Genomic DNA, 25,734 nt, shown 5'->3' with positions numbered 1-25,734 from the left:
TGGGTGCCCGGGTGGGCGCCCGGGTGGGCCCCGGTCCGGCGGGCCCGGGTCGGGTACGCCGACGCGTCGGCGCTCCGGCCGGTCGGCGCCCCAGCCGGTCAGCGCACCAGCGCGGAGACCCCGGCCAGCAGCCGGTCGACGTCGTCGTCGCTGCTGTAGGCCGCGAGCCCGGCGCGCACGGCCCCGTCGTCGCCGAGCCCGAGGCGCCGGGAGGTCTCGAGGGCGTAGAAGTTGCCGGCGGGGGCGTTGACGCCGAGCGCCCCGAGGTGGGCGTGCACCTGGGGGCCGGGGTGGCCGGCGACGGAGAAGAGCACGGTGGGCGTGCGGTGGGCCGGGGAGCCGACGAGCGTGACGCCGGGCAGCGCGGCGAGGCCGTCGAGCAGCCGGGCCAGCAGCGTCTCCTCGTGGCGCTCGACGGCGCCCATCGAGGCCACGACCCGCTCGCGCCGGGTCAGCTCGGCGGGCACCGAGGAGGCCTCGGCGAGGCCGGCGACGTAGTCGACGGCCGCGGTGACGCCGGCCAGCAGCTCGTAGGGCAGCGTGCCGAGCTCGAAGCGCTCCGGCACGGCGTCGGTCGAGGGGAGCAGCTTGTCGGGGTGCAGACGCTCCAGCAGCGCGGGCGGCGCGGCGAGCACGCCGAGGTGCGGACCGAAGAGCTTGTAGGGCGAGCAGACGACGACGTCGGCGCCGAGGGCGGTCGCGTCGACGGCCGCGTGGGGCACCAGGTGGACGGCGTCGACGTACGACAGCGCCCCGACCTCGCGGGCGGCCCGGGTGACGGCGGCGACGTCGGGGCGGGTGCCGATCAGGTTGGACGCCGCGGTGACCGCGACCAGCCGGGTGCGGGGGCCGATGGCGGTGGCGGGGTCGTCGAGCTCGCCGGTGACGGGGTCGAGGTCGAGCCAGCGCACGATGGCGCCGGCGCGCTCGGCGGCGACCACCCACGGCCTGACGTTGGCGTCGTGGTCGAGGCGGCTGACCACCACCTCGTCGCCGGGCGCCCACCCGCGGGCGAGCGTGCGGGCCAGGTCGAAGGTCAGCTGGGTCATCGAGCGGCCGAAGACGACGCCGGCCGGGTCGGCGCCGAGCAGGTCGCCGGCGGCGGCCCGGGCGTCGGCCACCACCGCCTGCGTACGACGCTCCGTGGCGGTGCCGCTCCCACGCTGTCCCAGGCCCGCGGTCATCGCGCCCGCGACGGCGTCGGCCACCGCGCGCGGCACCTGCGAACCGCCCGGCCCGTCGAAGTGGGCCACCCCCAGCGACAGCGCCGGGAAGTCGTCGCGGATCGGTCGCAGGACGGGTGCGTGGCTCATGGGGCCGAACCTACGCACCACCTGCGCGCGGTCGGCCGGACGGCCCCGACGCGCCCGCGGGACCCGGCTGCGCGACCCGGCTGCGCGACCCGGGTGCGCGACCCGCCCGGGCTCGACCCGCTCGTGCGACGCCTCCGCTCGAACGGCCGGCGCGGTAGGTACCTCAGACGAAGGCGCTCTCGCCGGTGATGGCGCGCCCGACGATGAGGGTGTTGATCTCGCGGGTGCCCTCGTAGGAGTAGATGGCCTCGGCGTCGGCGACGAAGCGGCCCACGTGGTGCTCCAGCAGGATCCCGTTGCCGCCGAGCACCTCGCGCGCCCAGCCGACGGTCTCGCGCATCCGCACGGTGCTGTGGACCTTGCACAGCGAGGCGTGCTCGTCGCGCAGCAGGCCGGCGACCTGCAGCTGCGAGGCGCGCACGTTCATCGCGGTGGAGGCGGTGACGTTGGAGAGCATCTTGACCAGCAGGTCCTGCACCATCTGGAAGGACGCGATCGGGCGGCCGAACTGCTCGCGGGCCTTGGTGTAGCGCAGCGCGTGCTCGTAGGCGCCGCGCGCGCAGCCGGCGGCCTGCCAGGCCACGCCCATGCGGGTCACCCGCAGCACCTGGGAGGTGTCGTGGAAGGAGTGGGCCCCCTGCAGCCGGTTCTCCTCCGGCACCCGCACGTCGCGCAGGTGGATCTCGGCGTTCTGCACCACGCGCAGGGCGATCTTGTCGCGCTGCACGTCGAAGGTCATGCCCTCGGTGTCCTTCTCGACCACGAAGCCCTTGACCTGGCCGTCGTCCTCGTCGCGGGCCCAGACGACCACGAGGTCGGCGAAGGAGGCGTTGCCGATCCACTTCTTCTCGCCGTTGAGCACCCAGGCGTCGCCGTCGCGGCGCGCCGTGGTGGACAGCCCCTGGGAGATGGCCGAGCCGGTCTCGGGCTCGGTGAGGCCGAAGGCGCCGATGAGCTCCAGGCGCGCCATCGCGGGCAGCCACCGCTGCTGCTGCTCGGGGGAGCCGCACAGCGCGATCGAGCCCATGGCCAGCCCGCCGTGCACGCCCATGAAGGTGCCGATGGAGGGGTCGACGCGACTCAGCTCCATGGCCACGAGGCCGTCGACCAGTGCGCCGCGGGCAGGGCAGCCCGGGGCGTCGTAGGCCAGGCCGGCGATGCCGAGGTCGGCGATGCCCGCCACCAGCTCGTGGGGGAACTCCCCGCGCGTCCAGTGCTCGTTGATGACCGGCTCGACCTCGCGGTTCATGAAGGCGCGCACCCGGCCGAGCAGCTCGCGGTCGTCGTCCTCGAGCAGCAGCTCGAAGCCGAGGAAGTCCGAGAAGGGGGAGTCGGTGAGCTCCACGCCCTCCAGGCCGGTGGTGCGGGGGGCGCCGCTGAGGTCGCCGTCGGGGCGGGCCGCGGCCTCGGCCGCGTGCTCGGTGGCGGTGGCGGTGGCGGTGGCGGTGCCGGTCGCGGTGTCGGAGGTGGGGGGAGGGGTGCTCATCGGTCGGGCTCCTGGTCGTCGAGGAAGTGGTCGATCAGCGGGGCCAGCTCGTCGCTCTCGGTGAGGATCCCCAGGTGGCCGCCACGGTAGACGTGCAGCTGCGAGCGCGGCACGAGGCGGGCGATGACGCGGGCGTTGACCAGCGGGATGATCGGGTCGTCGTCGCCGGCCATCACCAGCACCCGCTGGCGCAGGAGGGGGAGCGCGGGCAGGCTCGACCAGCCCGCGCCGGCGAGCAGCTGGAGGTAGTAGCCGCGGCGGGGGCCGCTGCGGGTGGCCTCGTGCAGCAGGGCGGCGCCGCGGGCGGGGTCGGTGCGCATGGTGCCGCCGTAGATGTCGCCGGCGATGGAGGCGGCGTAGCCCGCGTCGCGGTGGCGCTTGGGGGTCAGCATCCGCGAGAGCACCCGCGGGTGGGCGGGCACCATGAGCGAGCCGGTGCCGGTGGCCACGAGCACGACGCGGCGCACCCGTCGCGGCGACTGGAAGGCCAGCTGCTGCGCCAGCCCGCCGCCCCAGGAGAGACCGAGCACGTCGAAGCGCCGGTGGCCCAAGCGGTCCATGAGCGCGGTGAGCCAGGAGGCGATGCCGGCCATCGTGTAGGGCACCGGCGGCGCCGGCGACCCCCCGACGCCGGGCACGTCGAAGCGCACCACCCCGCGCCGCGGGTCGAGGGAGTCCACCAGCGGCTGGAGCGCCTCCAGGCTGGCCCCGATGCCGTTGCACAGCAGCAGCGGCGGCTCGCCGGTCAGCGCGCCGGTGCCCGGGCGCACGGAGACCCGCACCGGGATGCGGCGTACGGCGAGGGTGCGGATCCGGTCGGGGGCGGCCGGGCCGCGGTCGTCGGCGCGCGGGCCGCCGGGCCCGCCGGGGCCCCGGGTCGCCATCGTGGGGCTCACCGGTCGTGGACGTAGGCGCCGGGCGCGGCCCCCACGGGCTCGTAGCGGGCCGAGCCGTGCCGGCGGGGCCGGTTGCGCTCCGGGCCGGTGCGCTCGGCCAGCCAGGCGGCGTAGTCCTCCCACCAGCTGCCGCGCACCTTGCGGGCCCCGGCCAGCCAGGCCTCGGCCGTGTCGGGGTTGTCCTCGGCGGTCTGGAAGCTGGCCTTCTCGTTGCCGGGCGGGTTGACCATGGCGGCGATGTGGCCGCTGGTGGAGAGCACGAAGCGGGTCTCGCCGCCGAAGAGCTGGGTGGTGCGGTAGCACGACTCCCACTTGCACAGGTGGTCGGCGATGCCGGCCACGACGTAGGCGTCGGTGTAGACCTTGGCCAGGTCGACCGGCGAGCCGAGCATGGTGGAGCCGTCGGGCTCGGTCAGCGCGTTGCGGATCGCGAGGTCCATGAAGTCGCGGTGCATGGCGGCGGTCATCCGCACGGGGTCGGCGTTCCAGTAGAGGATGTCGAAGGCCTTGGGGGCGTGGCCCATCAGGTAGTTGTTGACCCAGTAGTTCCAGATCAGGTCGTTGGGCCGCAGCCAGGCGAAGATCTCGGCCAGCGCGGCGCCGTCGAGGTAGCCCTTCTCCCGCGAGGCGCGGGTCGAGGCGGCGGCGCCCTTGTGCGAGAGCAGCGCGCTGGGCAGCCCGGCCTCGAACTGGTCGAGCACGGTCACGGCGAGGCTGAAGGCCGCGACCCGGTCGAGGTCGCCGGTGGCGGCCAGGTGGGCCATCACCATCGAGGCGAGCATGCCGCCGGAGCAGATGCCGAGGATCGCGACCTGCTCCTGGCGGGCGATGTCCTGGGCGGCGCCCATCGCCTCGACGATGGCCTGGCCGTAGGTGTCGAGGCCCCAGTCGGCGTGGCGGGCGTCGGGGTTGCGCCAGGAGATGCAGTAGACCTGCTGGCCGGCGCGCACGAGGTGCTCGACCAGGCTGCGGTCGGGGGCGAGGTCGATGACGTAGTACTTGTTGATCGTCGGCGGCACGATCAGCAGCGGCACCGAGCGCACCTTGGTGGTCTGCGGGGTGTACTGGATCAGCTCGAAGACGTCGGTGCGCAGCACCACCTCGCCGGGCGTCACCGCGATGTCCTCGCCCACCTCGAAGGCGTCGGCCTCGACCATCGACGGCACCCGCGGCGCGGTGGCGAAGTCGCGCACGAAGCGGCGCCCGCCGGCCACGAGGTTGCCGCCGCCGGTGTCGATGACCCGCTTGAGCACCTTCGGGTTGAGCGCGGGGTTGTTGGTGGGCGCCGAGGCCTCCACGAGGTTGTCGACCACGAAGCCCATCCGCTGGCCGTCGCCGTGGTCGAGGCCCGCGTCGGCGACCAGGCCGCGCAGCGCCGCGCCCGTGGCGAGGTAGCTCTGCAGGGTGCGGCGGAAGAAGGGGTTCTTCTCCCACGCCTCGTCGCTGAAGCGGCGGTCCTTGGGGTGCGGGGCCAGCTCGGAGCGGCCCACCTGCACCTTGGCCAGCTCGGCGCCCAGGCCGGCGACACGGCCGACCACCCGACGCGGGTGACGGGCCAGCCCGACCCCGAAGCGCACCCCCGACATGCCCGGCAGCAGCCGCCGCAGCGGGCCGCGGGTGGCGTCGGCGAGCAGCAGGTCGAGGGGCGTCGCGAGCTCGCCGGGGCCCGGGGCGTCGGCGGCGCCGGCCTCGCGCATCCTCTGGTCGGCCTCGCGGGCGGGTCGTGCGCTGAGATCGGTCATCGTGCCTCCGAGCGGCTGGGCGTGGCCGACGTACGCCGGCCCTGCTGCGCCCAGTGTGACTGGTGCCACACCGGACGGGACCACCCGGTCGGATGGGCGGTCGGCGGGCCGGGCGGGCGGGCCGGGCGGGGCCCGTCGGGGTGAGGGTGCGGGCCGCGGGGGCGACGTACGTTCGAGGGGCGGGCAGGACCTGCCCGCCCCACGATCCCCAGGAGGCACCATGAGCGCCCACGACCAGAGCACGAGCGAGCAGGAGCAGCGCGTCGTCGAGCTGCTGAAGGACTCGAAGGTCGCGATGCTGACCTATCTCGACCCCAGCGGCAAGCTGCTCAGCAAGCCCATGGCCACCCAGGACGTCGACTTCGACGGCACCCTCTACTTCATCGCCGAGCGCGGCTCCGACAAGGTCCAGGCCCTCGTGGCCGACTCCCGGGTCAACGTGTCCTACTCCAACAACGGCTCCTGGGTCTCGGTGGCCGGCACCGCCTCGGTCGTCAACGACGAGACCAAGCTGAAGGAGCTGTGGAGCAGCTTCACCGACTCCTGGCTCGAGGGCGGCCCGGAGAACCCGGAGAACGTGCTCGTCGAGGTCACCCCCGACTCCGCGGAGTACTGGTCGGCGCCGGGCGGCAGCACGATCATCTCGCTGACCAACCTGGTCAAGGCCAAGCTCACCGGCTCGCGCATCGAGGGCGACAACGAGCAGGTCGACCTGCGCTGACCCGGCTCTGAGCTGCGCCGGGCCCGCGCCGGGCCTGCGCCGGGCCGGCCCCGGGTCCGCCCCGGCTCGGCCGGGGGGCGCGACGGCCCGGCCCGGGCGCGATTGCGGCCGGGTCGGCGCCCGCCCGTAGAGTTTCCGCCCGTGGCACTCACCATCGGCATCGTCGGTCTCCCCAACGCGGGCAAGTCGACCCTCTTCAACGCCCTGACGAAGAACGACGTCCTCGCGGCGAACTACCCCTTCGCCACCATCGAGCCCAACGTCGGCGTGGTGGGGGTGCCCGACGGGCGCCTGGCCCGGCTGGCCGAGGTCTTCTCCTCGGCCAAGGTGCTGCCCGCGACGGTGGAGTTCGTCGACATCGCCGGCATCGTGCGCGGCGCCTCGGAGGGCGAGGGCCTGGGCAACAAGTTCCTCTCCCACATCCGCGAGTCGGCCGCGATCTGCCAGGTCACCCGCGTCTTCCGCGACGAGGACGTCACCCACGTCGACGGTGAGGTCAACCCCGGCAACGACATCTCCACCATCCAGACCGAGCTGATCCTGGCCGACCTGCAGACGGTGGAGAAGGCCATCCCGCGCCTGGAGAAGGAGGCGCGCGGCAACAAGGCCGTCACCGCCAACCTGGAGGCCGCCAAGGAGGCCCTCGGCCACCTCGAGGCCGGCACCCCGGTCATCGACACGAAGGTCGACCGCGCACTCGTGCGCGAGCTGTCGCTGCTGACCGCCAAGCCCTTCATCTACGTCTTCAACTGCGACGCCGACGAGCTGGCCGACGAGGAGCTCAAGGACCGCATGCGCGCCCTGGTCGCCCCCAGCGAGGCGATCTTCCTCGACGCCAAGTTCGAGTCCGAGCTCGTCGAGCTCGGCGACGACGACGAGGCCCGCGCCATGCTCGAGGAGATGGGCGTCGAGGAGCCCGGCCTCGACGTGCTCGCCCGCGTCGGCTTCGACACCCTCGGCCTGCAGACCTACCTCACCGCCGGCCCCAAGGAGACCCGGGCCTGGACGATCCCGAAGGGCGCCACCGCCCCCGAGGCCGCCGGCGTGATCCACACCGACTTCCAGCGCGGCTTCATCAAGGCCGAGATCGTCTCCTTCGACGACCTCATGGAGCTCGGCACCATGCAGAAGGCCAAGGAGGCCGGCAAGGTGCGCATGGAGGGCAAGGACTACGTCATGGCCGACGGCGACGTGGTGGAGTTCCGCTTCAACGTCTGACCCGAGTGACCCGGCGCTCGTCGTCCCGGGTCAGGACGCGCGCTGCTCGCTGTCGGGCGAGGCGGTGCTGTCGGCCACGGCGTCGTCGTCCTCGCGGCCCTCGTCGGGCTCGCGCTCCTTGCGCCGCAGCAGGTAGGCCGCGGCTGCGAGCAGCAGGGTCAGCACGCCGAGCACGCCGATGAGGGTCACGTCGTCGCGGAAGACGTCGCCCTTGCCGGTGGCGTCGGCGGCCTTGACCGACACGACCACGATCTCCTTGATCGAGGCGATGATGCCCACGATCAGGAAGGGCTCCGCGACCAGCTCGCGGCGGGCGACCGTCGCGCGCACGGCGAAGAGCAGCTCCACGACGATGAAGACCAGCAGGACGGCGTCGAGCACCTCGAGCACGGGTGCCTGACCACCGGTGGAGAAGAGGTCGGGCACCCCGCGGGCCAGGTCGACCACCAGGGCCGTGGCGCAGAGGGCGAGGACGACGGCGATGACGACGTAGAGGAGGTCCTCCAGCCAGCCGATGGCGCGGTCGATGACCTCCGCGCGGCGTTCCTCGCTCGACGGAGCGTCCTTGGATCGTGTGCTCATCGGCTGATGATGGCAGCCCGGCGGCGGCGGCGTCGCCAGCGCCGCGCGGAGGTCCGACGGCGCCGGGCCCGCGGTGCCCGCGCGGCGGGCGCGGAGCCCGCCGCGTCCTCCTCGACCGGGCGCGCCAGGTGGTGCAGGACCCGCCGCGATCCGGCGCTGCTGCGGTGCGGTCCGGCGCCCGTGGCGCGGAATCATTCTCGGGTGCTTTCTCGGGAGTGGATCGACAGCAGGCAGGCGGCCGAGGTGCTCGGCCTGACGCGGAGCCAGGCGGTGTGGCTGGCGCGGCGGGGGAGGATCCCCGCCGAGCAGCGCGACGGACGGTGGGTCTTCGACGCCGCCCACGTGCGCGCCGACGCCGCCGAGCGGCGGGGGTGGGTGTCGTGGCGGGAGGCCGCCGACTTGGCCGACTGCACCGAGCACGCGCTGTGGGAGGCGGTGGCCGCGGGCCACGTCGAGCAGCGCACCGGGCGGGGGCCCTCGCTGCGGCGCGACAGCGTGCTCGCCTGGGCCCGGTCACGACGGGTCAGGGGGATCGTCCGCACACCGCGCCAGGGCTGTACGCCGGGAGCCGGGCCGACGACCTAGCCCGGGCCCACGAGCCGCCCGCGCCGCGGGGTGGGCCGCGGGGTGCGCCAGCGGGTGCGCCAGCGGGTGCACGGCGCGCGCCACCCGGCTGATCGCCCCGCGGCCCGACCGGCCGATCGGAGGGGGAGCCCCCGCGGGGTGGCGCCGTACGGGCTCCACCGGTGACCGCGGACGCTGAGTGCGTCGACCCCCCTGAGCGACGCGGCAGGGCGAGCACACGGAGGCACCATGTCCACGACCAGTGCGCGACGCTCTCGGGCGCGCCTCGCACCCGCCGGCCCGGTCACCCACGGCACGCCGCGCCGGGTCCTGCTGCTCCTCGCGGTGCTCCTCGGGGCCCTCGCGGGGATGCAGACCGTGGCGGCCGGGAGCCTGACCCCGACCGTCTGGCCCCCGGCCGGGCTGGCCGCCGGGCTCTACCTCACGACGCCGCCGCGACGCAGGCCGCACGTCGTCGGTGCGTTGCTCGGCCTCCTGGTGCTCGCCCACCTGCTCGACGGCGCGGGCGGGCGGGTCTCGCTCGGGCTCGCCGTTTCGACGGTGCTCGGGGCCGTGGTCACCGAGACCCTGCTCGTCGCCCGCCGCCCCGACGGGCGCGCACGGCTGCGCGACCAGGGCGACGTCTCGCGCATGATCGGGGCCATCGCCGTCGGCTCCGCCGTCGCCGGGGCGGGCTGGGTCGCGACGCTGCTGCTCACCGGGGGGCCGGTCGAGAGCACGTGGCGCGTGGCGCTGGCCGCGGCGGGCGCCCACGCCGCGGCCGCGGTCGTGCTGGTGCCGCTCTTCCTCGACAAGCTGGAGTTCCAGGCACTGGCCTCGACGGGTGAGAGGGCGGTGCAGCTCGCGCTTACCGTCGGCACGACGGTGGCGGTCTTCGTGCCCACCGACCTGCCGCAGCTGATCTTCGCGGTGATGCCGATGTTCACCTGGCACGCCTTCCGCGGCAGCCTGCGCGAGTCGATGGTGGTGCTCGTGGTGGTGGCGGTGGTCAGCACGACCCTGACCACGGCAGGCCTCGGGCCGGTCGCCGCGGCAGGTGCGCTGCTCGACCTGCCGCCGGAGGTGTCGCTGGGGGTCCTCCAGCTCTTCCTGCTCGACTGCGGGCTGATCCTGCTCCCGCTCTCGGTGATGGTCACCCAGCAGCGGGTGGCGACCGCCTGCGCCGAGCAGGAGCGGGAGACGATGATCCGGCTCGTCGACGCCGCCACCGGCACCGCCGTGGTGGCGACGGCGGCCGACGGCACGGTCACGCTCTTCAACCCCGGCGCCGCCGCGGTCTTCGGCCGCCGCGCCGACGAGGTCGTGGGCTGCCGGCCCGACGCCCTCTTCACCGAGGCGGAGCTGCGCCGCCACGCCGACGCCGTGGGCGCGGCGCCGGTCTTCGCCGACATCTGCCGGGCCTCGGTGGCCCAGGGGGTGCGCGACGCCCACTGGCGCGTGCGGCGCGGCGAGGAGGAGCGCATCCTGCGGATGACGCTGACCGCGGTGCCCGACTCGGTGGGCGGACTGACCGGCTACCTCGCCACGGCCGAGGACGTCACCGACCGCGAGCGCGCCCACCGCTCGCTGCTGGCCACCCTCGAGGCCGAGCGCGAGGCGGTGGAGCGGCTCAGCTCCCTGGAGCGCACCAAGACCGAGCTGGTCGCCACCGTCAGCCACGAGCTGCGCACCCCCATCACCAGCATCCTGGGCTTCGCCGAGGTGCTGGAGGACGGCGACGTCGGCGAGCTCACCGGGCCGCAGCGCGCCGTGCTCACCCGGATCAGCAGCAACTCGCGCCGGCTGTCGGCGCTCGTGGAGGACCTGCTGATGCTCTCCAGCGTCGAGGAGGCGACCGTGCGGCTCCAGGTCGAGTCCCTCGACCTGCGCGACGTCGTGGCGCGCGCCGCGGCGGCGGTCGTGGACTGCGTGCCCGAGCGCTCGCTCGACGTGGCGCTCCACCTGCCGCCCGGCCCGGTCCTGCTCGGCGGCGACGCGGGCAAGCTGGAGCGGGCGGTGACCAACCTGGTGAGCAACGCGCTGAAGTTCACCCCCGACGGGGGCGCCGTCACCGTGGCGGTCGAGCCGGGGGCCGACGAGCACGTGGTGGTCGTCAGCGACACGGGCATCGGGATCGCGCAGGAGGAGCAGGCCCAGCTCTTCACCCGCTTCTTCCGCTCGGCCGAGGCCAACCTCCGCGCCATCCAGGGCACGGGTCTGGGGCTGTCGATCGTGCAGGCCATCGTGGAGCTGCACGGAGGTCGGGTCGGCGTCGACTCGGCGCCGGGCGTCGGCACCACGGTCACCGTGGTGCTGCCCCTGGTGATGCCCTCGGTGCTGTCGTCGGCGGTGCCGCTCGCGGCCCCGGCGTCCGAGCCGGCCGGGGGCGGGGGCGGGGGCGGGGAGGGCCTGGCGGTCCTCCCCGCGTGACACGGGCGCCTGCTGCTCGGGCGGCTCAGCGCTGGGAGCGCAGCAGCTCCACCAGGATGTCGCCGTGCCCGGCGTGGCGGGCCAGCTCGGTGAGCAGGTGCAGGTGCACCGCCCGCAGGCTGGTCTCGCCGTGGTGGGAGGAGTAGGTCTCGTCGAGGTCGCGGCCGGCCGCGATCTCGCGCGAGCGCTCGCAGGCGGCGAGGTAGGTCGCGCGCACCGAGGCGACGGTGTCCTCCTCGTCGATCACGAAGCTCTCGTCGACGGTGTCGGGGAGGCCGAGCTCGGCGCGGGGCACGCCGGCGACGCGCGAGTGGAACCAGACCCGCTCCACGAAGGTCAGGTGCTTCACCAGGCCCAGCGGCGTGGTCGCGGAGGGCACGAGGCGCGCGCGGGCCGCCGTGTCGTCGAGCCCGTCGAGGATGGTCGCGACCTCCTCGCGCTGGCGGTCGAGGGCGTCGGCGAGCAGCGCCCGCTCGTCGTGGGGGGAGGGGGCCATGACGGCAGGCTAGCGACGGACGTCGGCGCCCGGGCCTAGCGTGTGGCCATGGACCGACACGACGCTGCCGCGATGCCCTGGGAGATCCCGCTGGCCGGCGACGAGGTCGACCACCTGGTCGGGTCGCTCGACCGGCTGCGGGCGACCTTCCGCTGGAAGGCCGAGGGTCTCGACGCCGCCGGGCTGTCCGCCCGGCTGGGCGTCTCGGCCATGACGCTGGGGGGCCTGCTCAAGCACCTGGCCCTGGTGGAGGACGACGTCTTCGCCTGCCGCCTGTCCGACGACCCGCTGGGTCCGACCTGGGACGCCTACTTCGCAGGGATGACCGCGCCGCCCGGCGACGACTGGTCCTTCACGTCCGCCGCCGACGAGCCGCCCGCGGTGCTCTACGCGCTCTACGACGGCGCCGTCGCGCGCTCGCGCGTCCGCCTGGCCGCGGCTCTGGCCGCCGGCGGGCTCGAGCAGGAGGTGGCGATGGCCGACGACGCGGGGCGGCACGCCAGCCTGCGCCGGCTGTTGTGCGACCTGCTGGAGGAGTACGGCCGCCACACCGGCCACGCCGACCTGTTGCGCGAGGCCGTCGACGCCGGGTCGGGGAGGACCCGCCGGCGTACTGGGTGGGAGGCTGAGGCCCCCGACGATGTGACGTACACCGTAAGGCGGCACCCTCAGGGGTGGTCGTCGTGCTTGGCGGCCTGTGGTGCACTGGGTGGCCGACCACGCGTCGGGGAGACCCCTGCCGCGCCGACAGACCCCGGGCCGCGGGCCCGACGGAGGAGCCAGATGACGCCGGACCCCATCGCAGGCCGCTACCGGATCGTGCGCGAGATCGGCCGTGGAGGGATGGGCGCGGTCTGGCTGTGCCACGACGAGACCCTGGGCCGCGACGTCGCGGTGAAGAGGGCGGGAGCGCTGCCGGGCGTCGCGGTCGACGGCGCCCGGGCGCTGAGGGAGGCCCGTTCGGCCGCCGCGCTCAACCACCGCAACGTCGTCTCGGTGCTCGACGCGGTCGAGGACGGCGGGGAGGTGTGGCTGGTGATGGAGTACGTCGCGTCGCGCAACCTCACCGAGGTCGTCGACCAGGACGGTCCGCTGACGCCCCGGCGTGCGGCGGCGATCGGCGCCCAGGTGGCCGACGGCATCGCCGCGGCCCACGCCCGCGGCACGATGCACCGCGACGTCAAGCCCGGCAACGTGCTGGTGACCTCCGACGGCACGGCCAAGATCTCCGACTTCGGCATCGCCCGCACCGCCGGCGATGACCAGCTCACCGGCACCGGTCTGGTGCTCGGCACCCCCGCCTACTTCGCGCCCGAGCTGGCGCGCGGCGGCGACCCCACGCCCGCCGCCGACGTCTGGGCCCTGGGCGCCACGCTCTACGCCGCGGTCGAGGGCCGCCGTGCCTACGGCGAGGGCAGCGCGCTCGAGGTGCTGGCCCGCATCGCCGACGGCCCGCCCCCGCCGCCGCAGCGCGCGCAGGCCCTGGGCCCCGTGATCGAGCAGATGATGGACCCCGACCCCACCCGTCGCCCGAGCATGCCCGAGGCGGCGGAGTCGCTGCGCGCGCTGGCCGCCGGTCGCGCCGTGCCCGCCGGCGCCGCTCGGGCCGACGCCACACAGGTGATCGCGACCCAGGTGATTGCCACGAGGACCGTGCCCGCCGTGGCCCCGGTGCCCGTCCCGGTGCCGGCGCCGACCCCGGCCGGGGCCTCGGACGACGGCTCGCGGCGGCGTCGGGCGCCGTGGCTCCTCGCCGCCGTCGTGCTCCTCGTGCTGGCCCTGGCCGGCGGAGCGGTCGCACTGGTCGTCGGCGACGACGGCGTCGACGAGGCCGGGCGCGCCGAGCAGGCCTCCGCCCGCACCGGCAACGGCGCCGGCAGCGGCAACGGGCGGGACCGCTCGGCCACGCCGACTCCGACTCCGACCCCCACGCCGACCCCGACGCCCACGCCGACCCCCACGCCGACTCCGACCCCGACTCCCACGCCGACGCCGACCCCGACGCCGACGCCCGCGGACCAGGCCCCGAGCAGCAGCCCGGCCGCCTTCGTGCAGTCCTACTACGCAGCCCTGCCCGGCGACCCGTCCCAGACCTGGCCGGCCCTGTCGCCGCAGCTGCAGGCCCGGGTCGGCAGCTACGACGACTACGCGTCCTTCTGGTCGAGCATCGACGCCGTCACCGTGACGGGCACGTCTGGCTCGGGCCGCACCGTCGACGTGTCGCTGACCTACTCCTCCGGGGGCGGCCAGCAGAGCGAGGTGCGCCGACTCACCCTGCAGCCCACCGACGGCACCTGGCTGATCGTCGGCGACGCCGTCGTCGGCTGACCCGGCCCCCGACCGCCCGCGGCCCCGGCGCTCGTAGACAGCGCCCACTCGTGCGGTGGCCGTGGTCCTGCGCGCGCAACTGCGCTGCTCGGGCAGACGCCGGGCCCCACACCTGGCACGGACCGTGCAAACCTCTGCGGGGGCCGTGGTCGGTCGCGCGCAAGTGCGCTGCTTGCGCAGACGCCGGGCCCCGCGCCTGGCACGGACCGTGCAAACCTCCGCGGGGGCCGTGGTCGGGCGCGCGCAATTGCGCTGCTTGCGCAGACGCCGGGCCCCACACCTGGCACGGACCGTGCAAACCTCTGCGGGGGCCGTGGTCGGTCGCGCGCAATTGCGCTGCTTGCGCAGACGCCGGGCCCCACACCTGGCACGGACCGCGCAAACCTCCGCCGGGGCCGGGGCCGGGGCCGGGGCCGCGGTCGGGCGCGCGCAATTGCGCTACTTGCGCAGACGACGGCAGGCCGCCGCGCGCGGATGCCGTCACCAGTCGTCGCCGGGGCGTTCCTCGCAGGCGATGGGCGCGGTGAGGTCGAGCGGGCGGTCGGGGTCGACGACGAGCACCATGAGGCCGTCGTCGTCCTCGGGGGTGCGCTCGCGCCCGCCCGTGCGCACGACGTACGACGGGCCGCGCCAGGAGCGCCACCCCAGCGACTCGTAGAACAGCGGCACCCCGGTGCTCAGCACGCCCAGGTCGTGGCGGGCGACCAGCTCCTCCTGCAGGGCGCGTATCACGGCGCGCCCCACGCCGCGGCCGCGGACCGGCCCCAGCGTGCAGACGGCCTCGACGTAGCCCGCGTCCCACACGGTGAGCGCGTCGCGCTCGCCGACCAGGATGCTGCGGGGCACCACGCTGGCGTGGCCGACCAGGACCCCGTCGAGGTGGGCCAGCACGTGCACGCCGCCGAGTGCGTGGTCGGCGTCGGTGTCGGCGAAGTCGCCGTCGAAGGCGTCGTGCCACAGCGCGCGCAGCGCGGTCAGCTCCGCGGCGCCCAGCTCGTCGGTGGCGGCCACCCGCAGCTCGGGGCCGGTGCTCACCGCAGGACCCGCGCCGGGGCGAGACCCCTCAGACGGGCAGGGGTGGGGCCGTCCTCGGCGACGGCCCAGCCCCGCGGGGCGAGGTCGGCACTCGAGGTCGCCAGGCCGGCCCACCGGCGGATCGTGCGCACCAGCCGGTCACGCTCGGCGTCGGGGAGGTCGGCGATCGGGGCGCCGTGGGTGCCGCCGGGCACGACCGTGGTGAGGCAGGCGCGGGCCCTGGCCGCCGCCGGGTCGTCACCGCAGCTGAAGGGCTCGGCGTGCCAGGGGTCGACCCCGCCGTCGACGAAGAGCACGCGCTCTGCCTCCTCGCGCACCCAGGCGTCGACGGCCGGCATGACGTCGGGGTCGAGCGCGAGCGGGCGCAGTCGACGCGGCACGAGCTCGGCGGCGGTGTTGGCGCCGGGGTGGCGCAGCAGGTCGGCCAGCGCCGTCTCGTCGAGCTGCGGCGAGCCGAGCTGCGTGGCGGCCTGCACGTAGTAGGGCGCGTAGGTGCGCAGGACGGGGTCGACGTAGGCGAGGGCGGGCGAGACGTCGGTGACCTCGGTCCACAGCCGTCGAGGTGCCAGCGCCCCCGGGTCGCGCGGCAGCGTCGGGCAGGCCTCCTGCCCGCGGTAGGCCCAGAAGCCGAAGGCGAGGTCGGTGGCGAGGAACTCCAGCGCCCGGTCGGGCCCGCCCAGGATCTTCGTGGGGCCGAGGTCGGCCAACCGGGGCGCCAGCGCCTCGCGCTGCACCAGCACCGCCCGCTGCAGGGCCACGAGCCGGTCGCGGCAGGCCGCGCTCGTGCCGACCCGGTCCAGGAAGTCGCTGTAGGCGTCGTCGGTGTCGACGACGTCGTCGGGGGCGCTGTAGGGGATCGTGCCGGCGACGTCGTCGGGGTAGGACCTGCGGTGGTAGACCGCGGCCATGCCGCCCTTGGAGACGCCCGTGCTCAGCCACGGGCGCGGGTAGAGCCGGCGCAGCGAGGCGATGATGCGGTGCTCGTCGGCGGCGGCCTGCTCGAGGGTGAGGTAGGTCCGCCACGACTCGGGGCTGAGGTCGGTGGGGCGCGAGCGCCCGAAGAAGCGGTGCTCGAAGCCGACCTGGTTGCCGTCGACCAGGCGCGTGGGCTCGGTCGGGTCGGGCCCGGGCAGCGAGTAGCCGCTGGTCGTCACGACGGTGGGCCTACCCACGCCGCGGTGGGTGACCACGACCCGCTGCACGAAGGTCGGACCGCCGCGCACGGTGTGGTCCACCGGCTGGCGGAACCGTACGTCGAGCACGCGCGGCCCGCGCCGGCTCACGCCCACGACGTGCGGCAGCCGGTCGATCCGCTCCTCCAGGCTGTGCCGCGGGGCCCGGCGGACCTCGGCGGACGCGTGGGCCGGGCGGTCGGCCGCCGTCGCCGAGGCCGTCGACGGGGCGGCCGCGACCCCCGGGCCGGCCGGCAGCAGACCGCCGAGCAGCAGGCCGGAGACGACCACACCGGCGACTACACCGGCGACGGGACCGACGAGACCGACGCCGAGGGCGGCGCCGGGGCGCCGGGAGCGGCGTGGGGCGCGGGGAGGAGCGAGGGACACGGGGGACCTCCGAGACGTGGAGCTCCACCCAAGCAGACGCCGGCGACACCCCCGTCGTGACGGGGCCGTCGCCGGCGTGGGTGGTCTCGAGACACTCGCTGGCGCTCGCTCCTCGACCACCGGGCCGCTCGCTGGCGCTCGCTCCTCGACCACCGGGCCGCTCGCTGGCGCTCGCTCCTCGACCGCCGTCGCCGGCGTGCGTGGCTCAGATGCCGAGGGAGCGGCCGACGATCTCCTTCTGGATCTCGGTGGTGCCGCCGTAGATGGTCTGGATGCGGCTGTCGACGTAGGCCTTGGCGATGGGGTACTCCATCATGTAGCCGTAGCCGCCGTGCAGCTGCACGCCCTGGTCGACCAGCTTCTTCTGCAGCTCGGTGGTCCACCACTTGGCCATCGAGGCCAGCGAGGTGTCGACGTCGCCGGCGTTGAGCCGCATGACGCAGTCGTTGACGAAGACGCGCGCGATGTGGACCTCGGTGGCCATCTCGGCCAGCAGGAAGCGGTTGTGCTGGAACTTCCCGATCGGGCGGCCGAAGGCCTCGCGCTCCTTGGCGTAGGACAGGCACAGGTCGAGCACGTGCTCGCAGGCGGCGACGGCGATGGCGGCGATGGAGATCCGCTCCTGGGGCAGGTTGACCATGAGGTAGATGAACCCCTGGCCCTCCTCGCCCAGCAGGTTCTCCTTCGGCACGATGACGTTGTCGAAGAACAGCTCGGCGGTGTCCTGGGCCTTGAGGCCCATCTTGTCGAGGTTGCGGCCGCGCTCAAAGCCCTCCATGCCGCGCTCGACGACGAGCAGGCTGATGCCCTGGTGGCCGGCGTCGGGGTCGGTGCGGGCGACGACGATGACCAGGTCGCTCATGATGCCGTTGGAGATGAAGGTCTTCGACCCGTTGAGCACGTAGTGGTCGCCCTTGTCGACCGCGGAGGTCTTGATGCCCTGCAGGTCGGAGCCGGCGCCGGGCTCGGTCATCGCGACCGAGGAGATCAGCTCGCCGCTGACCAGGCCGGGCAGCCAGCGCTGCTTCTGCTCCTCGGTGCCGAGGGAGGAGATGTAGGGCACGATGATGTCGGTGTGCACGGGGAAGCCGAGCCCGCTCGCGCCGACCTTGGAGATCTCCTCCGCGACGATCATGTTGTAGCGGAAGTCCTGGATGCCCATGCCGCCGTACTGCTCGTCGACGTCGAAGCAGAGCAGGCCCTGCGCGCCGGCCTTGGTCCACACCTCGCGGCTGACCTGGCCGTCCTTCTCCCACTGCTCGTGGAAGGGCACGACCTCCTTCTCCATGAAGGAGCGCACCATGGCGCGGAAGTCGTCGTGCTCGGTCTCGTAGATGGAGCTGGCGGTGCTCATGGGGCGGCCTCTCGGGGGTCGGGACGGTGCCTGCACGCCCTACTGTGACAGCGGTACTGTCACAGTTCAAGAGGTACGCCGAGGTTCGCCCGACGCCGTGTCGCACGCGTCGCGACACCGCCCGCGGCGCCCTTCGACGACCCGGCGGCTCAGCCGCGGGCGAGCCGGTCGGAGACCCGACGCCGGGTCTGCTGGGCCACGCCGACCCCGAGCGCGGCCAGTCCGCGCGTTGAGCGCGGGAAGAGGCCGAGCTGCACGTGGGGACGCACGCGGGGGGTCCACACCCGTGTCCACGCCTCCTCCTGGCCGAGCATCTCGACGCGGTCCAGGCCGCGCCCCAGGCTCCAGCCGATCACCTCGGCCAGGAGCAGCTGGCCCGGGGAGACCCGGGCGAAGGCCTCGTCGTAGCCGATCTTCAGCAGCCACAGCGCCCCGTGGCGCTCCACGGCCAGCTGCATCGCGGCGAGGTCGTCGCCCACGTGCAGCAGCGCCACGCGCAGCACGCCGGCGCCGGCCGCGGCCCGGGCGTAGCGGCGGTAGAACCCCTCGCGCACCGGGTCGCGCAGCAGGGCGGTGCCCGCCGGGCCCTTCCAGCTGCGCAGCTCCACGGCCAGGGCGGCGTCGAGCAGTGCGTCGACCTCCCCGGGCCCGGGCGCGTGCACCTGCGCGCCGACCGGCCCGAGGGCCTCGGCGCGGCGGCGGGCCCGGCGCAGGTCGGAGCGGCGCCCGGGGTTGAGCACCGCGTCGGGCGCGTCCAGCCCCGCGAGGTCGACGTACGGCGTGCCGGGCCCGTCGCGCCGCACCCGCACGGCGCGGGGTCCGTAGGCCCGCTCGAGCGCGTCGACGACGGGGGAGTCGCGCGGCACCCGTCGCAGCATCAGCGGCAGCGCCTGCGCGGCGAGGGCCTCGGCGAGCCGGGCCGCGGCGTCGGCGTCGGCGGCGAGCACGTCGACGGGCTCGGTGACCTCGACCGCGCCGGGCACCTCCCACCACGGGGCGCGGGGCCCGCCGTGGGCGAGCACGGCCACCGCGCCGTCGACGGCGACGACGCGGGTGCGGCGGGGCTCGGCGAAGACGGCGGCGCAGCTCTCGAGCCACTCGGCGTCCTGCACCACCGAGGTGGCCGCTCCCTGCAGCTGGCGCACCGCGCCGAGGTCGGGTGCCGCTGCCGTGCGCATCGGGCAAGCCTAGGCAGGAGCCGCGGCCGGTCGGGCCGCGGGTGGAGCGCCCGCCGCCCGTGCGGGGCGCACCTCACCCCGGTGGTCCGGGTAAAGGCGCAACGACCCACGGTGGGGTCGCACGGACCCTAGACTCCGCGCATGCCTCTGACCGCCGGCCCCTCCCCGGCCGCGTGGAACCGTCTGGCGCACGACGCCGGCAACCTCTTCGCCACCCACACCTGGGCGTCGTGCTGGTGGGACTTCTACGGCGACGGCGCGCAGGCCGACGTGCTGTGCGACGACCTCGCCGACCCCACGGTGGTGCTGCCGCTGGTGGTCACCGGCCGGGTGCTGCGCCAGGCCCGCTTCATCGGCCACGGCCCGGCCGACCAGCTCGGCCCCGTCTGCGCCCCCGAGCACCGCCCGCGCGCCCAGGCGCTGCTGCGCGAGGCCCTCGAGGGCGGACGGGTCCGCGCCGACGTGGTGCTGCTCCAGGACATGCCGCTCGACGAGCCGTGGTGGCAGCCGCTCGGCGGGCGTCAGGTCAGCAGCGAGGTCAGCCCGGTGGTCGACCTCGTGGAGCACGACGACTGGGAGTCCTTCCTCGCCTCGCGCAGCCGCAACCTGCGCGCCCAGATGCGCCGCAAGACCGCCAAGCTGGAGGACGCCCACGACGTCACCTACCGGCTGGCCACCGCGGAGACCATCGAGGCCGACCTGGCCACGCTCTTCGACCTGCACGCGCGCCGCTGGGAGGGCGAGAGCCCGCTGCTCGACGAGCGGCAGGGCGGCTTCACCGCGGCCTTCGCCCGCGCCGCCCTGGCCCAGGGCTGGCTGCGGCTGTGGTTCCTGGAGATCGCGGGCCGACCGGTGGCCACGGCGCTGGTCTTCGAGTTCGCGGGAGCGTCGTACTGCTACCAGCTGGGCCGCGACCCCGACCACGACCACGAGTCGGTCGGCTTCGTGCTCATGGTGCGCATCATCCGCGCCGCCCTGGAGTCGGGGCTGCGCGAGTTCCGCTTCCTGCGCGGCGACGAGGGCTACAAGGGTCGCTTCGCCACCCGCGAGCCGATGATCGAGAGCATCGCCCACGCCCGCACCGCCCGGGGCCGGGTGGCCGTGCGCGCCGCCCTCGTGCGCCGCCACCACCGCGAGGTCGCCGCCGAGGAGCGGGCCGCGGTGTCGGAGCCGGCCGCCGCCCGCTGAGGGGCCCGCTCGGCCGGGCGTCCTACTGATCGTTGCGACCACTGGCCGACCGTCAGGACTGTCAGCCAGTGGTCGCAACGGTCAGTAAGACGGGGCGCGGGCGGCGCACCCTCAGCCGCGGGCGACGTGGTCGAGCATGCGCTCGGCGGTGTCGACGTCGAGGGCGGCGTGGCCGTCGCCGACGGCGACCCAGCCCAGCCGGCGGGCGAAGAAGGCCAGCTGGAGCGGCTCGGCGAGACGGTCGGCGAGGGCCTCGGAGCCGGTGGCGGCGACCAGGCAGGCACGGTGGGCGCGCCGGGCCTGGGCGAGCAGCGGCTCCTCGTGCCAGGCGCGGGTGAAGGTGCTCAGCACCCGCTCGGGCGAGCGGGAGCGCAGGCCGACGCCGTGCTCGAGCAGCGACACCGCGGCGTGCAGGGCGTCGTGGCCGGGCACGCCGTCGAGCATCGCGGTGTCCCAGTCGACGAGCCCGACCAGCGCGTCGTCGCGCACCAGCCAGTTCTGCGCCGAGAGGTCGTGGTGCTGGAGGCTGCGGTGGGTGAGGCGGCGTACGTCGCGCAGCGCCGCCTCGACCAGCAGGCGGGTGCGGGGGGAGCGCACCAGCGGCAGGGCGGGCTGGGCGTCGGCGAGCAGCCGGTCGGGCCCGCCGGGCACCGCGGTGGCGGAGGCGAGCCGCTCCAGGCCGGAGCCCAGCGAGGCGTAGGCGTCGGCGTAGGCGCCGCTCCAGCCGGGACGCCCGGGTGGCCGCACCCACAGCGGCCGGCCCGCGAGCCCCTCCTGGGCCTCCAGCCCGGCGATGCGGCCCAGGCAGCGGGGCGCGAGACCGAGCGCGGCGGCGCGGGTGAGGGCCTCGGCCTCGACGGCGCCGTCGGCCGTCGCGTCGGGCGACTTGAGCACCAGCAGCGGGTGGGGGTCGTCGGTGAAGACGAAGACGAAGCGGCGCCCCGAGCGGTCGACCTCGAGCGCGGCCAGCCGCGCGGGCGCGTCGCCGGCGAGACGTCCGGGGCGGGGCTCCCCGTCGCCACCGTCGCCACCGCCGCCACCGGCGCCACCGGCGGCCGCGACGAGGGTCGGCCAGGCCTCGCGCACCGCGTCGAGCACGGCGTCGGTGGCCGGGGCGGGGCGGTGCGGCAGCCGGGCGACCAGGGAGGCGACGGCGGGGGCGGGCAGGCCGCGGCGTCCGACCGCGGCGGCGAGCGGCCCGCTGCGCCGGTGCGCGGGCAGGCCGTGGTTGAGGGCGTGGGAGAGCTGCTCGCCGAGGAAGAGCGCCGGCCAGGGCAGGTCGGTCGAGACCAGGGCCCGCCGCGGCCGGCGGACCCGCGCGTAGCGGCCGCTCACCGGCGCGCGACCCGCCGGGCGACGCCGGCGACCATGGCGTACTGGTCGGGGGCCAGGCGCCGCGAGACCAGCGCCCACACCGCGAGGTAGACCACGCCGCCGAGGGCGAGCTCGACCACCACGGGCAGGTCGAGGGCCAGCAGCACGCCGAGGAGCACGACGCCGCCCAGGGCGGCCGAGGTCAGCGGCTGGAGCAGGCGGGGGCGGTCCTCCAGGTCGCGCACGACGTAGACGACCAGCAGGCTCTGGGCGAGGTAGGCCACGCTGGTGGCGATCGCGGCGCCGACCCCGCTGTAGGCCGGGATGAGGGCCAGGTTGAGCCCGGTGTTGACGACCAGGGCGAGCACGGAGGAGGCCAGCAGCAGCCGGTTGCGCTGCTGGGCCAGCATGAGGGAGTTGCCGAAGAAGGCGATCGCGAAGAGCATCGGCGCGGGCGCCAGCCAGGCCAGCACGGGGGCCGCGGCCTCGCCGTAGGGCGCCCCGAAGAGCAGCCGCAGCACCCGCTCGCCCTCGACGACGCAGACCACGGCGAAGGGCAGGTAGACGAAGCCGGCCACGGCCACGCCCCGCTCGAAGGCGTTGCGGCGGCGCAGGGTCGAGGAGGTCGAGCTGAGCACGGGCAGCACGGCCTGGTTGATGGCGTGGGTGACGAAGAGGACCGTCTCGAGTAGCCGGTAGGCCACCGAGTAGACCGCCACCGCCTCGTCGCCCTTGAGCGCGGCCAGCAGCACGGCGTCGAGGCGGAAGAGCAGCATCAGCACGAGGCTGGAGACCCCGAGCAGGAAGGTGCCCGAGGCCGCCGCGGCGAGGTCCTCGCGGGTCAGCTCGCGGGTGCGGGTGTGCAGGTCGAGGCGGCGTACGGCGAGCACGTGCGCGCCCCAGCCCGCGAGGGTGCCGACGAGGAAGCCCGACGCCACGCCGACCGGTCCGAGGCCGAGGGCCAGGGCGGCGACGATGACCACGGCGGTGACCAGCCGCTGCACGACCAGGGCGCTGGAGACCGCCGCGGCGCTCTGCCGCACGGCGGCCGCACCGCGGGCGCTCTGGCTCCACATCTCGGGGAAGCCGGCCAGCACCATGAGCACGATCACCACCCAGGTGCCGGTGTCGGCGCGTGACTGCACCGCCACCAGGGAGGCGACGGAGAAGACGACCAGCCCGAGCCCGGTCTTCTCGACCTGGGTGGCGCGGAAGAGCCGGGGCAGGGAGTCGGGCTCGGCGGCGCCGCGGCGCACCAGGCCGGCGTCGAAGCCCCACGCCGCGACGGAGCTGAGCAGCAGCATGAGGGTCAGGGCGTAGGAGATGGCACCGAAGTCCTCGGTGCTCAGGGTGCGGGCGGCCGCGACCGTCCAGGCCAGGGTCGCCACCTTGCCGAGGATCTCGGCCACGCTGCGCACGGCGGTGTTGAGGGCCGCCCGGCGGCTGAGCTCGCCGACGCCCGAGGTCGGTGACGGGGTGTCACCCGAGGTGTCGGTCGGGGTCTCGGCCGGGGTGTCGGTCGGGGTGTCGCCCGAGGTGTCTGCCGGGGGCTCGTCGGGGCCGGCCGGGCCGCTCGCGGGGGCCGGCGGGTGCGGTGAGGTCACGCGCGGTCCCCTCGCAGCCGGCCGAGGCTGCCCCGGGCGCAGCCCACGGCCTTGGCGACGTCCTTGAGGGCGAGCGCGAGGGGCATCAGGGCCACCGTGGCGGGGTCGGCGTGCTCGGCCCGGGCGCGGCTGAGCGGCACCGCGAGGTAGCCCAGTGCCCCCAGGGCCAGCAGCGCGCGGGTCGCGGCGCCGCCGCGCACGGCGAGCACGGGGGCGACGAGGTAGGCCGAGCCGCGCACGAGGTCGCGGCTGACCAGCGGCCAGGAGCCGGCGCGCCCGCCCCACTCGCCGTACTTGCGGTACATCGCGGCCGTCTCGCCGATCCGGCCCGACTGGGCCCAGGTCACGCACGCGTCGAGGGCGAGCACGCTGCGCCCGCCGGCGGCGCGCACCGCCGAGCCGAAGACCGCGTCCTCGGAGGAGTAGAGGGACTCGTCGAAGCCGCCGGCCCGCTTCCAGGCCTCGACGGTGCAGGCCATGGAGCGTCCGTCGAGGCGGGCGGCGTCGAAGCGGCGACCGGTCAGCGTGCCGGCCATCCGCACGAGCGGGGTGCGCCGTCGTGCCTCGGCCACCGCGGGGAAGAGCGCGAGCCGCGCGGCGTCGCGCCAGGGGTCGCCGCCGTCGACCTCGTAGACGCCGACCACGAGGTCGACGCCCCGGCCGCTGAGGGCCACCGCGTCGGGGCCGAGGGGGCTGGCGGGGCCGCCCTGGTCGGCCGCTGCCGCTGCGCCGCTCGGCGCGGCGGGCAGCCGCTCCGCGAAGGGCGTCCGCAGCGCGTCGAGCCACCCGGGGGCGGGCTCGACGCCGGCGTCGGTGCACGCGACGACCGCGTGGGTGGCGTGGGCGAAGCCGTGGTTGCGCGCCGCGGAGAGGTTGACCCCGGGACCGGGCAGCACGCGGATGCGGGGCTCGCGGCGCGCCCAGGCGGCCAGCTCCTCGCTCGTGCCGTCGGTGGAGTGGTCGTCGACGAGGAGGTACTCGTCGTCGGGGCCGAGCTGCTCGACCACGCGGGCGACCACGCCGTCGACGTGTCCGGCCTCGTCCTTGAAGCAGGTGAGCACCGTGACCGGCTCGGCCGGGGCCAGGCCGGCGCCGGGGCGTCCGGCGGTCTCGGCCAGCAGGCCCACGGTGAGGGCGGTGCAGGTGGCGGCGTCGGGGTGGGCGGCGTGGAGGCGCTCGGCGCCCAGCCGCGTCGCGCGGCGTACGTCGGGGTCGCCCAGCTCGGCGAGGCCCCGGGCCACGTCGGTGACGGCCCGCGCCCCGTCGGGTGTCGCGGGGTCACCGGTGGCCACGACCCGGCCCGCGGCGGTGGCCATCCGCTCGACCTCGGGGTTGCCGCGGCCCCCGAGCAGCGGCACGCCGGCGGCGAGGGCCTCGAGCGCGACGAGGGAGTAGCCCTCGCGACCGAAGGCCCCGGCGGTGCGGGTGAGCACGGCGACGGCGTCGACGGCGGCCAGCCAGTGGCCCGCGTCGTCGACCTCGGGCACGAGCCGCACCCGTCCGGCCACGCCGAGGTCGGCGGCGAGGGCCTCGAGGCGGGCGCGCTCACCGGGCTCGGAGGGGTCGTCGGGTCCGACGACGAGGAGGTCCCAGCCGGCGGCGGCGGGCTCGGCCAGCGCCGCGATGGCGGTGTCGACGCCCTTGTAGGCCACCAGGCGGGTCAGCATCGCGAGGGTGCGGCGCCCGGCGGCCGGGGCGTCGGCCGGCACCGGCGCACCCGCGGCCGACCAGAAGGCCTGGGCCTCCAGCCGCGAGGCGGGCTCGCGGGCCGGGCGCGGCGGCGGCACCAGGGCGACGTCGTCACGGCCCGTGGCCGCGGCGACGGCGGCCGAGGTGGCGAGCACGGCGTCGGCGAGCGCACCGAGGGGGCGGGCCAGGGTGGAGTCGAAGGAGAAGTCGTGCTTGGCCCACACCACGGGCACGCCCACCAGCCGGGCGGCGGGCACGGCGGCGGCCGCGGCCTTCACGCCGTTGGCGAGGAGCACGTCGGCGTCGCCGGCGCGCAGGCGGCGCGCCAGGTCGGCGCCGCGGGCGGCCAACGAGCGGGCGTCGGCGCCGGTGGGCAGCACCAGGGTCGGGACGTCGCGCCGCTCGAGCTCGGTGCGCAGCGGTCCGTCCTCGAGCAGCCACACCTCGGCGTCGAGGCGGGCGGCAGCGCCGTCGAGCAGCGCGAGCAGCCAGCGCTCCGAGCCGCCGAGGGTCGCGTAGGGCGTCACCACCACGCACCGCAGCGGGGGAGTGGCCGGACGGTCGGCGGCGCCAGTCGTCGCGGCCGGCCCGGCGGCCGGCTCGGCGGCCGCTCCGGTGACCGGCTCGGCGGACGGCCCGCCGCGCGACCCGGCGTCGGACCCGAGCGGGTCGGTCGGGCCGGTGCTGGTGCTGGTCATCGGGAGTCCTCCGTGCTGCGCGGGGCGCGGGTGGGCTGGTGCGGCGGGAGGGGGGTGCGGGTCGTGCGGTGGGCCGGGTCGAGGTCGACCTGACCGGCTCCAGTGTCGCGGGTGCTGCCGGCGCGGACGTGCTCGGGGCGGGCACCGGGGTCGTTCGCCGGCAGGTCGGGGGCGGGGGGCGTCGGGCGCCGCGGCTCGACGGGTCGCACGACGCCGGCCAGGTCGCGTGGGTTGCTGAACCGCACCGCTTCCTCAAGGGCGAGGACACCCTCCGGGCCCGGCTTCCGCACGGTCGGCTTCGGCTGCGACGGCAACCAGGAGCCCCACCTACTTCCA

Annotated in this window: 19 protein-coding genes; 6 read left to right on the top strand and 13 right to left on the bottom strand. The window is 75.7% G+C overall.

The features are described 5' to 3' along the window. Positions 1–98 precede the first annotated feature (98 nt). From LPA27_RS02080 to LPA27_RS02065, 4 genes are all read right to left on the bottom strand, one after another. Entirely contained in the window at positions 99–1,313 is a 1,215-nt protein-coding gene (locus LPA27_RS02080; protein WP_228941330.1) for a cysteine desulfurase-like protein, read from the bottom strand. A gap of 163 nt (positions 1,314–1,476) precedes the next feature. Then, positions 1,477–2,799 carry an acyl-CoA dehydrogenase family protein gene (locus LPA27_RS02075; protein ID WP_228941329.1) on the bottom strand — a complete coding sequence of 441 codons (1,323 nt, stop codon included), beginning with the start codon at positions 2,797–2,799 and terminating at the stop codon, positions 1,477–1,479. Next, complete coding sequence (phaZ, locus tag LPA27_RS02070; protein WP_228941328.1) at positions 2,796–3,695, bottom strand: poly(3-hydroxyalkanoate) depolymerase; 900 nt, start codon at positions 3,693–3,695, stop codon at positions 2,796–2,798. Before phaZ ends, LPA27_RS02075 begins: the two co-directional genes overlap by 4 nt. Next, the gene (locus LPA27_RS02065; RefSeq protein WP_228941327.1) at positions 3,692–5,437 is read right to left on the bottom strand and encodes a PHA/PHB synthase family protein; all 1,746 of its coding nucleotides are present in this window, start codon (positions 5,435–5,437) and stop codon (positions 3,692–3,694) included. Before LPA27_RS02065 ends, phaZ begins: the two co-directional genes overlap by 4 nt. 220 nt (positions 5,438–5,657) lie before the next feature. On the opposite strand from LPA27_RS02065, the gene LPA27_RS02060 reads away from it, so the two are divergent. Together LPA27_RS02060 and ychF are read left to right on the top strand one after the other, a co-directional pair. After that, positions 5,658–6,158: a pyridoxamine 5'-phosphate oxidase family protein gene (locus tag LPA27_RS02060; protein ID WP_056904709.1), complete on the top strand. Its 501-nt coding sequence runs from the start codon at positions 5,658–5,660 to the stop codon at positions 6,156–6,158. A gap of 141 nt (positions 6,159–6,299) precedes the next feature. Next, the gene (gene ychF, locus LPA27_RS02055; protein WP_193662169.1) at positions 6,300–7,376 is read left to right on the top strand and encodes a redox-regulated ATPase YchF; all 1,077 of its coding nucleotides are present in this window, start codon (positions 6,300–6,302) and stop codon (positions 7,374–7,376) included. Between the two features lie 30 nt (positions 7,377–7,406). Here the strand turns inward: ychF and LPA27_RS02050 are convergent, their stop codons facing one another. Next, complete coding sequence (locus LPA27_RS02050) at positions 7,407–7,958, bottom strand: phosphate-starvation-inducible PsiE family protein (protein WP_228941326.1); 552 nt, start codon at positions 7,956–7,958, stop codon at positions 7,407–7,409. 201 nt (positions 7,959–8,159) lie between these two features. Here LPA27_RS02050 and LPA27_RS02045 point away from each other — a divergent pair, with 201 nt between their 5' ends. Then, on the top strand, positions 8,160–8,543 hold the full coding sequence (locus tag LPA27_RS02045) for a helix-turn-helix domain-containing protein (RefSeq protein ID WP_228941325.1): 384 nt from the start codon (positions 8,160–8,162) through the stop codon (positions 8,541–8,543). 228 nt (positions 8,544–8,771) lie between these two features. Continuing rightward, positions 8,772–10,952, top strand: a complete 2,181-nt coding sequence (locus LPA27_RS02040) for a PAS domain-containing sensor histidine kinase (RefSeq protein WP_228941324.1) — start codon at positions 8,772–8,774, stop codon at positions 10,950–10,952. 25 nt (positions 10,953–10,977) lie between these two features. Here LPA27_RS02040 and LPA27_RS02035 read toward each other — a convergent pair whose 3' ends face one another. Continuing rightward, a complete protein-coding gene (locus LPA27_RS02035; protein WP_228941323.1) occupies positions 10,978–11,448 on the bottom strand; it encodes a DinB family protein in 471 nt (156 codons plus the stop codon). Between the two features lie 48 nt (positions 11,449–11,496). Here LPA27_RS02035 and LPA27_RS02030 point away from each other — a divergent pair, with 48 nt between their 5' ends. After that, positions 11,497–13,776, top strand: a complete 2,280-nt coding sequence (locus LPA27_RS02030; protein ID WP_228941322.1) for a protein kinase domain-containing protein — start codon at positions 11,497–11,499, stop codon at positions 13,774–13,776. 480 nt (positions 13,777–14,256) lie between these two features. Here the strand turns inward: LPA27_RS02030 and LPA27_RS02025 are convergent, their stop codons facing one another. The 4 genes from LPA27_RS02025 to LPA27_RS02010 all read right to left on the bottom strand — a co-directional run bounded on the left by LPA27_RS02025 (position 14,257) and on the right by LPA27_RS02010 (position 18,905). Further along, the gene (locus LPA27_RS02025) at positions 14,257–14,811 is read right to left on the bottom strand and encodes a GNAT family N-acetyltransferase (protein WP_228941321.1); all 555 of its coding nucleotides are present in this window, start codon (positions 14,809–14,811) and stop codon (positions 14,257–14,259) included. Next, the gene (locus LPA27_RS02020) at positions 14,808–16,373 is read right to left on the bottom strand and encodes a S28 family serine protease (protein WP_228941320.1); all 1,566 of its coding nucleotides are present in this window, start codon (positions 16,371–16,373) and stop codon (positions 14,808–14,810) included. The genes LPA27_RS02025 and LPA27_RS02020 overlap by 4 nt, the downstream gene beginning before the upstream one ends. 205 nt (positions 16,374–16,578) lie before the next feature. Next, positions 16,579–17,727: an acyl-CoA dehydrogenase family protein gene (locus LPA27_RS02015; protein WP_056904701.1), complete on the bottom strand. Its 1,149-nt coding sequence runs from the start codon at positions 17,725–17,727 to the stop codon at positions 16,579–16,581. Between the two features lie 149 nt (positions 17,728–17,876). Then, positions 17,877–18,905 (bottom strand): GNAT family N-acetyltransferase, encoded by a 1,029-nt coding sequence (locus tag LPA27_RS02010; RefSeq protein ID WP_228941319.1) that lies wholly within the window; start codon positions 18,903–18,905, stop codon positions 17,877–17,879. A gap of 141 nt (positions 18,906–19,046) precedes the next feature. Here LPA27_RS02010 and LPA27_RS02005 point away from each other — a divergent pair, with 141 nt between their 5' ends. Then, positions 19,047–20,093, top strand: a complete 1,047-nt coding sequence (locus LPA27_RS02005) for a GNAT family N-acetyltransferase (RefSeq protein ID WP_056862243.1) — start codon at positions 19,047–19,049, stop codon at positions 20,091–20,093. Between the two features lie 111 nt (positions 20,094–20,204). On the opposite strand, the gene LPA27_RS02000 is transcribed toward LPA27_RS02005, so the two are convergent. Genes LPA27_RS02000 through LPA27_RS01990 form a run of 3 tightly spaced genes read right to left on the bottom strand, consistent with a single transcriptional unit; the run spans position 20,205 to position 25,398 of the window. Beyond that, complete coding sequence (locus tag LPA27_RS02000; protein WP_228941318.1) at positions 20,205–21,428, bottom strand: phosphotransferase; 1,224 nt, start codon at positions 21,426–21,428, stop codon at positions 20,205–20,207. Beyond that, a complete protein-coding gene (locus tag LPA27_RS01995; RefSeq protein WP_228941317.1) occupies positions 21,425–23,011 on the bottom strand; it encodes a flippase in 1,587 nt (528 codons plus the stop codon). Before LPA27_RS01995 ends, LPA27_RS02000 begins: the two co-directional genes overlap by 4 nt. Continuing rightward, a complete protein-coding gene (locus LPA27_RS01990) occupies positions 23,008–25,398 on the bottom strand; it encodes a glycosyltransferase (RefSeq protein WP_228941316.1) in 2,391 nt (796 codons plus the stop codon). The genes LPA27_RS01995 and LPA27_RS01990 overlap by 4 nt, the downstream gene beginning before the upstream one ends. Positions 25,399–25,734 lie beyond the last annotated feature (336 nt).

Source organism: Nocardioides sp. Leaf374 (genome assembly GCF_916862475.1).
In the GTDB taxonomy this organism is placed as follows: Bacteria; Actinomycetota; Actinomycetes; order Propionibacteriales; family Nocardioidaceae; genus Nocardioides; species Nocardioides kribbensis.
The sequence above is the reverse complement of the archived record's forward strand: the minus strand, read 5'-3'. Positions and strand labels throughout refer to the sequence as shown.